Origin of the sequence: uncultured Corynebacterium sp., from assembly GCF_902782855.1 — a bacterium.
Taxonomy (GTDB): domain Bacteria; phylum Actinomycetota; class Actinomycetes; order Mycobacteriales; family Mycobacteriaceae; genus Corynebacterium.
Map to the genome: position 1 here is coordinate 15,871 of NZ_CACZOO010000279.1, position 15,903 is coordinate 31,773.

Consider the following 15,903-nt stretch of genomic DNA (forward strand, 5'->3'; position numbering starts at 1 on the left):
ACCGGGTGACTGACAACCATGACCCGACTGATCGCCGGTGGTCTCTGCGGCCTGGCAGTGGTTCTCGCCGTCGCGGGAAACGCCCTGTGGATCCCGCACGCCGCGGCCGGCGCGGCGGCGACGACCGGGGCGCTCCTCAGCGACCGCAACAGGTGGTGGGGGTTGATCCCTTGGACGGCCCTGGTCGTCCTCATCCTGGTGGTGTGGTTCTGATGGGTGAGTGGTACGTGCGCCACACCCCCCGTCGGACCGGCACCACCGTGGCCGTGTTGACGGTGACGGCACTGACTGCACTGACGGTACCGCTGCTGGCGTCCTGCAACTCCGGACGGACCGTCCCCGGGCACGCAGCCCTCGCCGTCGAGACGGAGGCGGGGGTGACGGTCGGGGCCACCGACGACCCGCTGCAGCAGGCACTGGCGCAGAAGTACGGGAATGCCCTGTCGGAGGCCGGCCGCACGGTCACCGGGGCCACTGTCGCAGCTGGCGACCGGATCCGCCAGCTGCGGGACGGAGAGCTGACCGTGGCCACCGGGTGCGTCGGGGAACTTCTCGACACCCTCGACGCAGCCAAGGGGCGGGAGCTGCGTGGACTCTACCGCGAGGCGCGGGACGCCGGCGACGCGGACAGCGACACGTGGCGTGACATCACCCATTCGACGATGCTGTCTGCACTGCCCACGGACCTGCAGGCAACCGATCCAGGCATGGCGGTGGCCTGCGGGGACGACTCGCTGCCGCAGAACACGGTCGCCCTCTACCGCAAACCCACCATGGACCGGAAGGACCGGAAGGCGCTCAACGACGTCGCCGGGGGAGTGTCGACCCGGGACCTGTACGCGGCGGCGGAACAGGACGGATAGACAGGAGCGGCCGGGGCAGATGACGGTGGCGTGCCCCGGCCCGCCCCGGAAAAACAGAAGACCCCGGTACCGGGCAGGTACCGGGGTCTTCCGCGTTTCCTGCTCGGCAGGCTAGTCCGCGAAGGCCTCGTTGAGCAGGGCCTCCTGTTCAAGGTGATGGACCTTGGCCACACCGGTGGCGGTGGAGGACTGGGCCCGGCGGGAGACGCGCTTCATGGTGAAGCCCGGGATACGCTCCGGCAGGTTGAGGGCCAGGAAGGGCCAGGCACCCTGGTTGGCCGGTTCGTCCTGGACCCAGCGGACCTCAGCCCCCGGGTAACCCTCGACGACGGTCTCCCGGATCCGGTTGTGCGGGATCGGATGCAGCATCTCGACACGGACGATGGCGACGTCGTCGCGGCCCAAATCGGCGCGCTTCTTCTCCAGGTCGTAGTAGATCTTGCCGGTGCACATGAGCACCTTCCTGACGCGGGAACGGTCCGCGGTGTCCGCCGTGAAGCGCGGGTCGTCGATGACCGACCGGAACTTCGTGACCTCGGTGAAGTCCTCGACGGACGAGACGGCGGCCTTGTTGCGCAGCATCGACTTCGGGGTGAAGACGACCAGCGGACGACGCATGGTGCCCAGCGCGTGGCGACGCAGCAGGTGGAAGTGGTTCGCCGGGGTGGAGGGTTGCGCGATTGTCATGGAACCCTCGGCGGCCATCTGCAGGTACCGCTCGATACGGGCAGAGGAGTGGTCGGGGCCCTGACCCTCGTAGCCGTGCGGCAACAGCAGGATCACACTGGACAGCTGACCCCACTTGGCCTCACCGGAGGAGATGTACTCGTCGATGATGGTCTGGCCACCGTCGGCGAAGTCACCGAACTGTGCCTCCCAGGCGACCACGGCGTCGAGGTTACCCACGGAGTAGCCGTACTCGAAGCCCATGCCGGCGTACTCGGTGAGCGGGGAGTTGAAGGCACGGAAGGAACCGCCGTTGCCGGCCTCACGTGCGACAGCCTCCAGTGGGCTGAAGGGCTCGTTCGTCTTCGAGTCAAAGAGGATGGCGTGGCGCTGGGTGAAGGTGCCGCGCTGCGAATCCTCACCGGCCAGACGGACGAGGCGTCCCTCACGAGCCAGGGAACCGAACGCGAGGAGCTCGCCGAAGGCCCAGTCGATGTTGCCTTCGCGCGACATCTGGTGGCGGCGCTTCACCACCGGCCTGACGCGCTGGTGGATGTTGAAGTCCTCCGGGGCATCGACCGAGAAGCTGTCACCGATCTCGGCGATGACGTCGCGGGTGATGGAGGTGTCCAGCCCGGTGGACAGAGCCTGGCCACCGGCGATTCCGGTCTGTGCGGCCGGGGCGGCCCCATCCTTGACACCTTCCTTGACCTGGTTGAAGACGGATTCGAGCTGGCCGTGGAAGTCATCGGCGGCTCGCTGGGCGTCCTCCTCGGTGATGTCACCGCGTCCCACGAGGGTGTCGTGGTAGAGGGAACGCACCGTCGGACGGTCCTCGATGATGTTGTAGAGCTCCGGCTGGGTCATCGAGGGGTCGTCGGCTTCGTTGTGGCCGCGGCGACGGTAGCAGACCATGTCGATGAAGACGTCCTTGCCGAACTTGCGACGGTACTCCACAGCCAGGCGGGCGACCCACACGACGGCCTCGGGGTCGTCACCGTTGACGTGGAACACCGGGCAGTCGAAGCCCTTGGCGATGTCGGTGGCGTAGTGGGTGGAACGGCCACGGTCCGGAGTGGTGGTGAAACCGATCTGGTTGTTGACCACGACGTGGACGGTGCCGCCGACGGAGTAGCCGCGCAGCTGGGCCATGTTGATGGTCTCCTGCACGATGCCCAGGCCCGTGAAGGCCGCGTCGCCGTGCATGAGGATCGGCATGACCGGACGCTGGCCGGCGATCGGGGACAGATCCTGGTGGGCGCGGGCCAGGCCCTCCATGACCGGGTTGACGGCCTCGAGGTGGGAGGGGTTGGCCGTCAGAGTGACCTTGATGTCGTTGTCGCCGAACATCTGCGTGTAGATGCCCTCGGTGCCCAGGTGGTACTTCACGTCACCGGAACCACCGGCGGCGGCGGGCTCGATATTTCCCTCGAACTCGCCGAAGATCGTGGAGTAGGGCTTGCCGACGATGTTCGCCAGGACGTTGAGACGGCCGCGGTGCGGCATACCGATGACGACCTCTTCGAGGCCCTGCTCGGCCGCCTGGTCCGCGGCGGCGTCCAGCAACGGGATGAGGGCTTCGGCGCCCTCGAGGGAGAAGCGCTTCTGACCGATGTATTTCGTCTGGAGGAAGTTCTCGAAGGCCTCGGCGGAGTTCAGCTTCTGGAGAAGGTACTTCTGCTCGGCATTGGAGAGTTTCTGCTGACCGGCCTCGATGTGCTCCTGCAGCCAGAGGCGTTCATCCTTGTCGAGGATGTGGGTGTACTCGGAGCCGACCTTGAGGGTGTAGGCCTTGCGCAGGGTCGCGAGGACCTCACGCAGGGTCATGGTCTCGTGGCCGGCGAATCCGCCGACGTGGAACCTACGGTCCAGATCCCACAGGGTCAGGCCGTGGCTCTCGATGTCAAGGTCGGAGTGGTCCGGTACCGGCAGGCCGGGCTGGGTCCAGTGCAGCGGGTTGATGTCGGCGATGAGATGGCCGCGGGCCCGGTAGGACTCGATGAGCTGCATGACCCGGGTGGACTTGTCCACGCCGCTGTCGGGCATGTCCTGGCTCCAGCGGACCGGGGCGTAGGGAACGCGCAGGGAGAGGAAGATCCCGTTCCAGAAGTCGTCGTCGATGAGTTGACGGCTCATGTCGCGCAGGAACTCACCGGACTCCGCACCCTGGATGATGCGGTGATCGTAGGTGGAGGTGACGGTGACGAGCTTGCCGACTCCGAGGTCGGCGAGGCGGTCCTCGGAGGCGCCGGCGAACTCAGCCGGATAGTCCATGGCGCCTACACCGATGATCGCACCCTGGCCGTTGGTCAGACGGGGCACGGAATGGCGGGTGCCGATGCCGCCCGGATTGGTCAGCTGGATGGTGACGCCGGAGAAGTCCGCCATCGTCAGCTTGCCCTGACGGGCCCGGACCACAATGTCCTCGTAGGCGTCGACGAAGCCCTCGAAGGAGAGGGTCTCACACTCACGGATAGCAGCGACGACCAGGTTCCGGCTGCCGTTCTTGGAGACCAGGTCGATGGCCAGACCCAGGTTGACGTGCTCGGGGGTGACGACGGCCGGTTTGCCGTCGATGACCGCGTAGCTGTTGTTCATGGTCGGATGTGCCTTGACGGCGTTGATCAGCGCCCACCCGATGATGTGGGTGAAGCTGATCTTGCCGCGGCCCTGGGACCGGAGGTGGTCGTTGACCATGGCGCGGTTCTCGAACATGAGTTTCGCCGGCATGTCCCGGACGGTGGTGGCCGTCGGGATGGTCAGGGAGGCGTCCATGTTCTTCGCGATGGCTCGTTGCGCGCCCTTCAGCGGCGCCTCACCCGGGGTGAGCGGTTCGGCGGGACCCTTGGGGGCCGGTGGCGCGACGCGGGTGGGGATCGGGTTGGCGGACGGGGCCACGTTGGCTGCGATGGTCGCTGCGGCACTGGTGCGGCGCGCCGCGACCGGGGTCGTCGCTGCGGTGGCAGAGGCGACAGTGGCGGCCGGGGTGACTGCGGGGGTGGCTGCCGGGGCTGTCGCGGGCGCGTCCTGCGGAGCGGTGACCGGCACCGGGGTGGCTGTGCCGGTGGTCTGCCCGTCCGAGAAGAAGTCCCGCCATTCCTTGTCCACGGACTGCGGGTCCTCCTTGAACTGCTGGTACATCTGGTCGACCAGCCATTCGTTGGAACCGAAATTGGAGCTGTTCACAGCAGGTCCTCGCCTCATTTCATGATGTTGTCAATCTCGACCAACCACCCTACTACATGTGTCCTGTACCACGATGTCGCAGGGGTTGTCGGCGGAACCACGGAGAAACATTATATCCACAGCAGTTTTTCGGACCGGCGGGTGACAGCGCACCGGTCCCGTGACGGAGTGCCGTCCGAGTTGCGCGGGTGCCGTGGCCGTGCCACCCCCGTAGCCGGTCGGCTAGCATGGGTGACGGTTCCGACGGCGTGCCCGGGTGACGTGCCCGGGGCGAGACCCGTTCGGAGTGGACCGTAGGAGGTTCCCCTCGTGGGTTTCTATGTGGACATCGCCGAAGCACTCGATGCCGAGGGGATCGAGTCCCGTGTCAATGACGGCACCCTGTTCGTCCCGGTGTCGGAGGATCTCGAGGTTCAGTTCGTCGACATCACCGGGGGGACCGGTATCCCCGGGGCGAATGTCTTCCTCGCCATGGCGGATGTCGCCGAGGATGACGAGGAGTTCGAGGCGGCACTGGTCGGTGTCGTGTTCTCGGTCGAGGACGCGGTCGCCACGGTCGCCCGCCACGTCGCCACCGATCTGGTGGTCGGCACGGTGCGCGACCTCATCGAGGGTGCGGACCCGCGGGTCTCGGACCTGGAGTTCGTGCAGGATCCGGTGGACGCGCTCACCGTCAGCGCGGAGATCGGGGAGAGTTCCGAGATCGTCGTCACCTTCGAGGGGGAGGAGAGCACCCCGGTCGCCCGGGTGCGGTTCGTCACCCTGGGGGAGGACTTCGAGGACCTCATGGATCAGGCGGTCGCCGAGATCTGGGACGAGGAGGAGGATCCGGATCCGGAGGACATCGTCGACGGTGCCGCCCGGGCGTCCGAGGCGGACCGCCAGCGGATGCTGGAGGGGCTCGTGCACGACATCGCCGACATGACCGAGGAAGTGCTGGAACTCGGGTCCTACCGGGACTTCGACCGTCTCTTCGACGTGCTCTTCGTGGCGCAGGAGCAGGCGGTGGCCTGGGAGGAGCTGCTCGTGCCTCTGGAGGATCTGTGGGAGGACGCCGACGGCGACGATCCGGACCCTGCGCAGGACTGACAGGCTCCGGGCGGAATGACGCCCGCCGGTCCGGGATCCGGACGGGCGGGCGGGGGTCGGCGGGGGTGCCCCGGGGGTCAGACCAGCTCAGCGGGCTCCATGCGGACCGGGTACACCTTGGGCCGTGCACCCGCGATGTCCTCGACGATGCGGATGACCTGGTTGGAGTATCCGTACTCGTTGTCGTACCAGACGTAGAGCACGAGGTTCCTCCCCTCGGCGATGGTAGCCAGACCATCGACGATGCCGGCGTGGGTCGAGCCGACGAAGTCGGAGGAGACGACATCCGGGGACTTGATGTAGTCGATCTGCTGCCGCAGGTTGGAGTGCAACGCGACCTTGTGGAGGTACTCGTTCACCTCGTCGCGGGTGGTTTCGTTCGCCAGGTTGAGGTTCAGGACGGCCATCGACACATCGGGGGTGGGGACGCGGATCGCGTTACCGGTGAGCTTGCCGGCCAGCTCCGGCAGGGCCTTGGCGACGGCCTTGGCGGCGCCGGTCTCGGTGAGGACCATGTTGAGTCCTGCGGCGCGGCCGCGGCGCGGCCCCTTGTGGAAGTTGTCGGTGAGGTTCTGGTCGTTGGTGAACGAGTGGACCGTCTCGACGTGGCCGTGGACGATGCCGTAGCGGTCGTCGATGACCTTGAGTACCGGGGTGATGCCGTTGGTGGTGCAGGACGCTGCGGACAGCACACGGTCGTCGGCTGTGATGTCACCGTGGTTGATCCCGTAGACGATGTTCTTGACGTCGCCCTTGCCCGGGGCGGTGAGCAGGACCTTGGACACACCCCTGGACTCCAGGTGCTTCGACAGGCCCTCCCGGTCCCGCCAGGCGCCCGTGTTGTCGACGACGATGGCGTCGTTGATGCCGTAGGCGGTGTAGTCGATGTCGGCGGGGTCGGAGGCGTAGATGACCTGGATGGCGGTGCCGTTGGCCCAGATGATCCCGTTTTCCTCGTCGACGGTGATGGTCCCGTCGAAGGCGCCGTGGATCGAGTCGCGACGGAGCAGGCTGGCACGCTTCTCGATGTCGTCGGAGCTCTTCCTGCGCAGCACCACGGCACGCAGACGGACACCCCCGTAGGTGGCCTCACGGGAGATGAGGATACGGGCCAGCAGGCGGCCGATGCGTCCGAAACCGTAGAGGACGACGTCCACCGGAGCCTTCTCGGAGTGCTGGTCGAGGATGTCGGCGAGCTCGCGGTCGAGGTAGTCGCGCAGGTCCCCACCTTCGGCCTCGAAACCGGTGGCGAGGCGGCCGAGGTCGATGGAGGCGGTGCCGAGGTTCATCTCGACCAGTTCCCGCAGGATCGGCAGAGTGGCGCTCAGCGGGAGCTCCCGCTCGGTCACCAGTCGGGCGTAGCGGTGGCTCTTGATGATGTCGATGTCGGTGACATTGACGAGCAGTCGCCCGAAGATCGAGGTTACGACGTTGTGTTCATTGTGCAGGCGGGTGATCAGCGGGAGGATCTCCTGCGCCAGCGCGATGCGTTCGCTCCAGTCGCTCTGGTTGGCGGGGGCCTGTGCGGTCATGGGGGTCCTGTTCCTGTCGTGGAGACGGTATCTGACGGGCAGTGTCCGGACGCGGCGGGGACCGGGTGGGGTCCCGGGTGTGGTGCCGGTTCACCCCTACGGTAGTTCAGACCCCACAACGCGTCCTAGTCGCCTGTCTGTTTACGGGGTTGTGCGGGCGTCCCCCACCCCCTGCGGCGTCCCGCGCTTCGTCAGGGGGTAGAGCAGGGTCATGGCCACGGTGAAGATCACTCCGGCGACGAGGGCGGAACGGAAGTCCGCGAGCCAGAACATCGTGCCGAAGGTGAGGAGGATGACCGCGACGGCGAGATACTGGCCCCAGGGCCAGAACGGGACGCGGAACTTCAGGTTCGCCGGCTCCACCGGCTCGCGGCCGCCCCAGCCGTACCGGCTGGCGAGGTGGGCCAGGAGGATCATGAGCCAGACGAAGACCGTGGCGAAGGTGGCCAGGGCGGCGATGTCGGCGAAGAGGTCTGCGGCGGTGTCGTTGCCCAGCTGCAGGGCGACCGCGACGATGAGCACGAGGACCATCGCGACGACGGTGGTCACCGGGACACCGCGGGGACTGAGCCTGGCGAAAACCCGCGGTGCGAGGCTCTCACGGGCCATTCCGAAGATGACCCGGCCCGCACCGTAGAGGTCGGAGTTGATCGCGGAGAGTGCCGCGGTGAGGACGACGACGTTGAGCAGGCCGGCTGCCCAGCCGATGCCGAGGCTGCTGAATATCTGCACGAAGGGGGATTCCTCGCCGGTGATCTGCCGCCACGGGATGACGGCGACGATGACGAGGATCGCGAGGACGTAGAACAGCAGGATGCGCACCGGGACGGTGTTGATCGCCTTGGGTATGGAGGTCTCGTGGTCCTTCGCCTCGCCCGCGGCGACCCCGATGGTCTCGGTGCCACCGAAGGCGAAGAGGACGAGGATCAGTGAGCTGAGCAGACCTGAGGCCCCGTTCGGGAACAGTCCACCGTCGTTCCACAGGTTGTCGATACCTGACTGGCCTCCGGTGTCGACGTTGAACACGAGGATGGCAGCCCCGGCGACGATCATGGCGACGACGGCAGCCACCTTGACGAGGGTGAACCAGAATTCCAGTTCGCCGTACCAGCGGGCACTGGCAAGGTTGGCCGCGGCGACGATGACGAGGGCGACGGACACCCAGACCCAGCTGGGCGTCCCGGGGAACCAGAACTGCATGTACAGGGCGACGGCGGTGAGGTCGGCGAGACAGACGATGATCATCTCGAAGGCGTACATCCAGCCGGTGATGTACCCGGCCCAGTCGCCGAGCCACCGCCGACAGTACTCGGCGAAGGATCCGGCGACGGGCGTCGCCACGGCCATCTCGCCGAGGGCGCGGAGCATGAAGTAGACCACGGCGCCGCCGAGGAGGTACATGAAGACGACGCCCGGCCCGGCGGCCCCGATGGAGTCCGAGGACCCGTAGAACAGGCCGGTGCCGATGGCGGACCCGAGGGCGATGAAGTGGATGTGCCGGTGGGAAAGTGTCCGGCGCAGTTGCCGGGCCGTGTCTTCGGAGGTGTCAGTCACGCAGGTCATCCTAGATGGTGGCGCGCCGGGCCCTGTTCCACGGGCTCGGTTCGGGGTAGAATCCTCCGAATCGCTTTTATCACACCCGCACCGTACGATGGGGCTAATGACTGACACTGAGAACGTTTCCGGCGACGACAACAAGCCGGACACCTCCCAGTCGACGGTTACTCTGGACGATCTGCTCGAGACCCCGGTGGAGAACACCCCGGGTGTCGGTGACAACGTGGGCGCAGACGATTCCGAGAACACCGCGGACAGGGATGTCACCGAAGAAAATTCTGCAGAGGACACGACGACAGAGGCCGAATCGGGTTTCGCGGGCCTGGGCCTGCCGGACCGTATCCTCGCCGCTGTGGAGAAGGTCGGCTATGTCACGCCGTCCCCTATCCAGGCGGCCACCATCCCGGCCCTGATGAAGGGGCGCGACGTCGTCGGTCTCGCCCAGACCGGCACCGGCAAGACCGCGGCTTTCGCGCTGCCGGCCCTGTCCCGCCTGGACACCTCCCTGCGCCACCCGCAGGTGCTCGTCCTGGCCCCGACCCGTGAGCTCGCGCTCCAGTCCGCGGACGCCTTCGAGTCTTTCGCCGCCCACCTCGGCGGCGTGAGCATCCTGCCGATCTACGGTGGAGCCCCCTACGGTGCCCAGCTGTCGGGCCTGCGCCGCGGTGCGCAGGTCATCGTGGGTACCCCGGGCCGTATCATCGACCACCTGGAGAAGGGCAGTCTGGACCTGTCCGACCTGCGGTTCCTGGTTCTTGACGAGGCCGACGAGATGCTGAACATGGGCTTCCAGGAGGATGTCGAGCGTATTCTCGCCGACACTCCCGAGTCCCGCCAGGTGGCACTGTTCTCCGCGACGATGCCCTCCGCGATCCGTCGCCTGTCGAAGCAGTACCTCAACGACGCTGAAGAGTACACGGTCAAGTCTGAGCAGCGGACCAACGACAACATCACGCAGGACTACCTGATGGTGTCGCACCGTAACAAGCTTGACGCACTTACCCGGATCCTCGAGGTCACCGAGTTCGACGCGATGATCATCTTCGTGCGGACCAAGAGCGACACGGAGGAGCTCGCCGACAAACTGCGCGCCCGCGGTTTCGAGGCGGCGGCCATCAACGGTGACATCGCGCAGAACCAGCGTGAGCGTACCGTCGACCAGCTCAAGGACGGCCGGCTCGACATTCTCGTCGCCACCGACGTCGCCGCCCGCGGACTCGACGTCGACCGCATCACCCACGTCTTCAACTACGACATCCCGCGGGACACCGAGTCCTATGTGCACCGCATCGGCCGTACCGGTCGCGCAGGACGTACCGGCCGGGCGATCCTCTTCGTCACCCCGCGTGAGCGTCGGATGCTGAAGAACATCGAGCGGGCGACGAAGTCGCATCCCACCGAGATTCAGCTGCCGGGGGTCGACGAGGTCAACGAGGCGCGGAAGAACAAGTTCTTCACCTCGATCACCGAGGCCCGCAAGGGCAGGCAGGTCGACATCTTCCGCACGCTCGTCACCGAGTACGCCGAGGCCAACGACGTCACACCCACGGACATCGCCGCCGCCCTGGCAGCGAAGATCCAGGGACGCGAGGCTTTCTACGTCCAGGAGATCCAGGAGCCGCAGCGTCGTGAGCGTCGCACCCGCGACGACTGGGACCGCGGTGATGAGAACCCGGGCGTGCACCGCCCGTTCTCGGAGCGATTCAACCGTGAGGCCCCCAAGGTCACCGACCGCAACGGCAAGGAACTGGCCGTCTACCGCGTCAGCGTGGGCCACCGTCAGCGGGTCCGCCCGGGTGCCATCGTCGGCGCCCTGGCGAACGAGGGCGGCCTGAACTCCCGCGACTTCGGCCGGATCAGCATCTTCTCCGAGCACTCCCTCGTGGAGCTGCCGGCCGACCTGCCGAAGGAGGTCTTCGAGCAGCTCGACCAGACCCGGATCTCCGGCAAGCTGATCAACATCGAGCCCGACCCGGGCGCCCCGGCAGGACGTCCCGGACGCAACCGTCGTGACCGCGACGACCGCGACGGCGACCGTCGTGGCGGTGGCCGCGGCGGGTACAGCGGACGCGGTGGACGCGACCGGGATGACCGTGGCGGACGCAACGACCGTGGCGGCTACTCCGACCGCGGCCGGTTCGACCGGGACAAGGGCAACCGCGACCACGGCAACCGCGACCACGGTGGACGCAGCAGCTGGCGCGGCAACCGCAATGACCGGTACGACCGCAACGACCGGAACGACCGCGGCGGGGACCGCGGAGGATACCGGGGTCGGCGCGACTGATCCTGTGACGGGATCCGGGCTCACAGACGGCAGGTCCGGCGCGCGGCGTCGGCGTCGGCCGCGCTGATGCTCAGCCCGTAGTGGACCGACACCGCGAGGTAGCGGGCCACGTAGGCACAGGGGGCGGGTCCGTCGGCCGGGGGCAGCCATTCGGCGGGGGTTCCGTCGCTCTTCGACTGGTTCGCGTCAGCGGACACCGCGAGTAGGTTCCGGTCCACGTCATTGGCGAAGGCGATCCGCGTGGCGCGGTCCCAGGCGTGGGCCCCGTGGTCCCAGGCCGCGGCCAGTGGGACGACATGGTCGATCTCGACCTGCGACGGGGAGATCAGACCACCGGTGTAGACGTCGGTGGCTGTCCCGTCCGCGGTGGGGCACGAGGTGTCGCCGGCAGGGGAGGGGGACGCGGTGGCGAACGTGGTGAGCAGCACGATCTCCCGGGTGGTGCACAGTGCCCCCTCGGCGGTGACCGCTGAGGCCCATCCCCCGAAGTGACTGCGGTCGTACCCCAGGACGTGGATTCGCCGCGGTGCGGTCCTGACCTCGGTCAGCAGCGACCCGACGAGACGACGGTCCCCGTCGGCGGGTGTCACGGCGTCGTCGCGGGAGAAGGGGAGGAGAAGGGTCGCGGTGAGGGCGGCGCACACCGTGACAATGACGGAGGCCGGTCGTGGGAGTCGCATACTGTGTTGGACTCCGTCACCGGCCTGCCGGTTCACGTCGGGGAAAATCAGCTGGTGACGGCGTTACGGTCCTCGGCGAGGATCTGCTCGCGGGCTTTCGCGATGTCGAGGTCGGTATCGGATTCGGCGAGGCGGGCCAGGCGGGTGGCCTCGTCGAACTCGGTGACGACCTCGGCCTCCGGCTCCTTGGTCTGCAGCGTGACGATGACCATGACCAGGACGTTGATGAGGACGCCCGGGATCATCTCGTACAGGCCGAAGGGCTTGTCCATGACGTTGAACTGGGGCAGGCCGCCCCAGATGAAGGCGACGACCGCACCGGCGGCCATGCCGGCGACCGCTCCGGGCACGTTGAGGCGGCGCCAGAACAGTGCGGCGATGATCACCGGGCCGAAGGAGGCGCCGAAGCCGGCCCAGGCGAACTCGACGAGGCCGAGGATGGCGGAGTCCGGGTCGAGGGCGACCAGCGCGGCGATGATCGCGACGACGATGATCATCGCGCGGGAGAGGTTCTTCAGCGTGGTGTCCGTCGCCGACTTGTTGATCAGGCCGGCGTAGATGTCCTCCACCAGCGCGGAGGCGACCACGAGCAGCTGGGAGGAGACCGTCGACATGATGGCGGCGAGCACCGCGGTGAGAATCAGACCCGCGATCAACGGGTGGAACAGCACCTTCGCCATGTCCAGGAAGTTCGTCTCGTAGTTCGTGATGTCCGAGAACGAGGCGTCCGAGGTCTGGGCGAAGAAGGCGGGGCCGACGATGGCGATGAAGACCGCGCCGACCAGGCAGAGACCCATCCAGCTGACGCCCCAGCGGCGGCCGGCGGTGGCGTCGGAGGGCTTGCGCATCGCCATGAACCGCACGATGATGTGCGGCTGGCCGAAGTAGCCGAGACCCCAGGCCAGACCGGAGACGATGGTGATGAATCCGACGCCGCTGACCGGGTTGAACCAGCTTGAGTTCGCCGCGATCTCGTTCGCCGCGTCACCGTAGGTCTCGTTCAGCTGGAAGCTGAAGATGTCACCGGGGTTGTCCATGCTCAGGATGGCGAAGGTCGGCACGAGGATGAGCGCCAGGAACATCATGGTGCCCTGGACCACGTCGGTGTACGAGACGGCGAGGAAGCCGCCGACGAAGGTGTAGAGGACCGTCACGGCGCCGATGATCAGCAGACCGGTGAGGTAGTCACCGTTGAAGCTGGACTCGAAGTAGCGGCCGCCGGCGACCATGCCCGAGGCGACGTAGAAGGTGAAGAAGACGAGGATGATGATGCCGGAGAGGATGCGCAGGGTGTGGCTGCGGTCGCGCAGCCGGTTCTCCAGGAAGGACGGGATCGTGATCGAGTTGTTCGCGATCTCCGTGTAGCTGCGCAGCCGCGGGGCGACCCACTTCCAGTTGCACCAGCAACCGATGAGCAGGCCGACCGCGATCCAGATCTCGGAGAAGCCGCTGACGAACAGCGCTCCGGGCAGTCCCATGAGCAGCCAGCCGGACATGTCCGAGGCGCCCGCGGACAGGGCGGCGACGAACGGGTGGAGGCCGCGGCCGCCCACCATGTAGTCCTCGTATTCGTCGGTCCGGAAGTAGCTCCAGACCCCGATCCCCAGCATGGCGATCAGGTAGATCACCATGGCGATGATGAACCAGGTCTGTTCACTCATGACTGTCCTCCTCGTGCGTCGTCGGTACAGATTTCAGTCGATGAAAAGTCATTGCCGACCACACTAGAGGTTCTGCGGCGATATGTCTGTCTTCTCGGGTCGAACAGTGGTTCGGCACAGGCGGGCAGGTCCGTTGTCCGGTCCGCGTGGTACACAAGGAGAGTGACTGAACACCGGGTACATCTGCTGTGGCTCGCCGGCCGGGGTCTCCACCTCTGGGTCGAGCGGACCGACGGCCACGCCGTGGTGGTCGACGGTGCCGCGGTGGGCGACAGTGACCTGGATTCACCTCTCGTAGAGCTGGTGAGATCCAGGGCGCTGCGTCGTCGTGACGGGATGCGGGTCGCGACCCCGAAAGGGCAGGTCCGTGAGATTTCCCTCTACACTCAGGCATGGGCCCCGGAGCAGGCGCTCGTCGTGCTGGGCACCCTCTCGGCGTATCTGCGCGGGGGCGGGGACCGGGAACAGCTCAGTGCGGAGACGGTGTGGTTCGTACGGCTCTACGAGCTCCTCCTGGAGATCGTGGACACCGGCCGGGTCATGATGAAGCTCCACTTCGCCGACGGCCAGTGGTTCCCCGTGTGGTGCGTGTCGTCCTCCGGGGCGCACAACCGGACCCTGCGGGAGTTCCAGGCGTACTGCCCGGTGGTACTGACCCTCAACGGGGGAGAGGACGTGCTGCTGCGCGCCGCCGACGAGCTCGTCCACTGGATGTGCGTCGCCCGACTGCAGGACCGGTCGGCGGCGGCCGGCGCCGTCTTCGACAACCATTTCGTCTCCGCGCTGGTGTCCGGGGACGCCGACCGCAGGCTGACCCCCGTCGTCGCCGACGGCCTGGCGGCCTGGCGCCGCTCGGCCACCGAGGACTCGACGAAGCTCGTCCTCGTGCTGCAGGAGCCGCAGGGTGCTGCGGCGGACGACAGTGACGATGACGAGGAGACCGCGGACGCTGAGCCGGTCGACCCGGCCGCCCGGCGCTGGCGTCTCGGCGTCCGGCTGTCGGTGGATGACGCCCCGGCCGGGGAGATCTCCGCCTCCGAGGCCGGTGACCGGGAGAAGCGGGTGCTGCGCCTCGGGCTGGACGCCGCGTACCGGGCGTGGCCCCCGCTGCGGGACACCGCCACCGCGGTGGAGGGCTGGCTGCGTACCGGGGTGTGGTTCCCGGAGTCCGCGTCACTGACCGGCCGCCCCGCCGAGGACCGGGCCCTGTCCCTGGCGCTGACCATGGCCGATGTCGAGGATCTGTTGTCCGGGGGTGTAGCGGCGCTGACCACCGCCGGCATCGACGTGCTCGTGCCCCGTGGCTGGTCGACGGTGCGTCCGACGGTGAAGGTCCGGATCTCGCCCGTCGGCACCGGTCCGGCGGAGGGCCGCATGGGCACGGAGCAGGTGCTGTCCTTCGACTGGGACATCTCGGTCGACGGGGAGCGGCTCACCCCGCTGCAGAAGCATGACCTGCTCACCTCGGCGCGTTCCGTGGTGCAGGTCAAGGGGCGCTACGTGCGGCTCGACGGGGATTCCCTCTCCCGGGCGCGGAGCTACTTCCGCACGGTGACCCAGGCGCAGCAGGCGGCGACGGAGGAGGACGCCACCTCCGCCGGAAATGCCGACGACCCGCATCCGCTGGTGACACTCGGTGACCTGCTGTCCGCGGAGCTCGCCTCCCGGGACCGCACCTGGAACACCGACGAGGACCTCGAGATCGACGCCGAGGGTTGGGTCGGCCGGATGCTCGCCGCCCAGCACCCCTGTGAGGGCGACGGTGAGATGCCGGCACTCGCCCCGCCGGAGCGGGTGGAGGTGCCGGCGGCTCTGACTGTCACGCTGCGCGACCACCAGCAGCGTGGCCTCAACTGGCTGGTGTGGATGTTCCGCCACCGGCTCGGCGCGATCCTCGCCGACGACATGGGCCTGGGGAAGACCCTGCAGGTCCTCGCGCTGCTGGCCTGGGAGCGTGAGCACGGTGAGGTCACCGGCCCCACACTCGTCGTCGCCCCGACCTCGGTGCTGGAGGCCTGGAACTCCGAGGTGGCCCGGCATGCCCCGACCCTGCGCGTCCTCGTCGACCACGGCTCCGGAAAGGTGCCGGAAGACCGGTTCCCGGCGGCCGCCCGGGCTGTGGACCTGGTGCTCACCACCTACGGGACCGTGGGACGCAACCCGGCCCGCTACGCCGCGCTGCGGTGGGGACGCGTGGTCGCCGACGAGGCGCAGAACATCAAGAACCCGGGCACCGCGCAGTCCCGGGCGGTGCGGGGGATCCCGGCCGACCACCGTCTGGCGCTCAGCGGCACCCCGGTGGAGAACCGGCTGTCGGAACTGCACACCCTCATGGACTTCTGCAATCCGGGACTGCTCGGCTCGGCGAAGGCCTTCCACAAC

10 protein-coding genes are annotated in these 15,903 nt (G+C 67.6%); 5 read left to right on the forward strand and 5 right to left on the reverse strand.

The features are described 5' to 3' along the window. Positions 1–18: 18 nt before the first annotated feature. Both QZV72_RS11435 and QZV72_RS11440 read left to right on the forward strand, forming a co-directional pair. Positions 19–213, forward strand: a complete 195-nt coding sequence (locus tag QZV72_RS11435) for a hypothetical protein (protein WP_297008587.1) — start codon at positions 19–21, stop codon at positions 211–213. Then, positions 213–863 carry a hypothetical protein gene (locus QZV72_RS11440; RefSeq protein WP_297008589.1) on the forward strand — a complete coding sequence of 217 codons (651 nt, stop codon included), beginning with the start codon at positions 213–215 and terminating at the stop codon, positions 861–863. The genes QZV72_RS11435 and QZV72_RS11440 overlap by 1 nt, the downstream gene beginning before the upstream one ends. Positions 864–974: 111 nt before the next feature. Here the strand turns inward: QZV72_RS11440 and QZV72_RS11445 are convergent, their stop codons facing one another. Then, entirely contained in the window at positions 975–4,715 is a 3,741-nt protein-coding gene (locus QZV72_RS11445; RefSeq protein ID WP_297008590.1) for a multifunctional oxoglutarate decarboxylase/oxoglutarate dehydrogenase thiamine pyrophosphate-binding subunit/dihydrolipoyllysine-residue succinyltransferase subunit, read from the reverse strand. A 309-nt stretch (positions 4,716–5,024) separates the two neighbouring features. Here QZV72_RS11445 and QZV72_RS11450 point away from each other — a divergent pair, with 309 nt between their 5' ends. Next, the gene (locus QZV72_RS11450; protein ID WP_297008592.1) at positions 5,025–5,804 is read left to right on the forward strand and encodes a hypothetical protein; all 780 of its coding nucleotides are present in this window, start codon (positions 5,025–5,027) and stop codon (positions 5,802–5,804) included. A gap of 77 nt (positions 5,805–5,881) precedes the next feature. Here the strand turns inward: QZV72_RS11450 and QZV72_RS11455 are convergent, their stop codons facing one another. Next, positions 5,882–7,336 (reverse strand): glyceraldehyde-3-phosphate dehydrogenase, encoded by a 1,455-nt coding sequence (locus QZV72_RS11455; protein ID WP_297008593.1) that lies wholly within the window; start codon positions 7,334–7,336, stop codon positions 5,882–5,884. A 141-nt stretch (positions 7,337–7,477) separates the two neighbouring features. After that, positions 7,478–8,899: an amino acid permease gene (locus QZV72_RS11460; protein WP_297008595.1), complete on the reverse strand. Its 1,422-nt coding sequence runs from the start codon at positions 8,897–8,899 to the stop codon at positions 7,478–7,480. Between the two features lie 97 nt (positions 8,900–8,996). On the opposite strand from QZV72_RS11460, the gene QZV72_RS11465 reads away from it, so the two are divergent. Continuing rightward, on the forward strand, positions 8,997–11,180 hold the full coding sequence (locus QZV72_RS11465; RefSeq protein WP_297008597.1) for a DEAD/DEAH box helicase: 2,184 nt from the start codon (positions 8,997–8,999) through the stop codon (positions 11,178–11,180). 20 nt (positions 11,181–11,200) lie between these two features. Here the strand turns inward: QZV72_RS11465 and QZV72_RS11470 are convergent, their stop codons facing one another. Together QZV72_RS11470 and putP are read right to left on the reverse strand one after the other, a co-directional pair. Then, positions 11,201–11,860 carry an HNH endonuclease family protein gene (locus tag QZV72_RS11470; protein ID WP_297008599.1) on the reverse strand — a complete coding sequence of 220 codons (660 nt, stop codon included), beginning with the start codon at positions 11,858–11,860 and terminating at the stop codon, positions 11,201–11,203. Positions 11,861–11,907: 47 nt separating this feature from the next. Then, positions 11,908–13,521 (reverse strand): sodium/proline symporter PutP, encoded by a 1,614-nt coding sequence (gene putP, locus QZV72_RS11475; protein ID WP_297008601.1) that lies wholly within the window; start codon positions 13,519–13,521, stop codon positions 11,908–11,910. Between the two features lie 162 nt (positions 13,522–13,683). Here putP and QZV72_RS11480 point away from each other — a divergent pair. Next, the coding region (locus QZV72_RS11480; RefSeq protein WP_297008604.1) for a DEAD/DEAH box helicase at positions 13,684–15,903 on the forward strand (2,220 nt) is incomplete at its 3' end.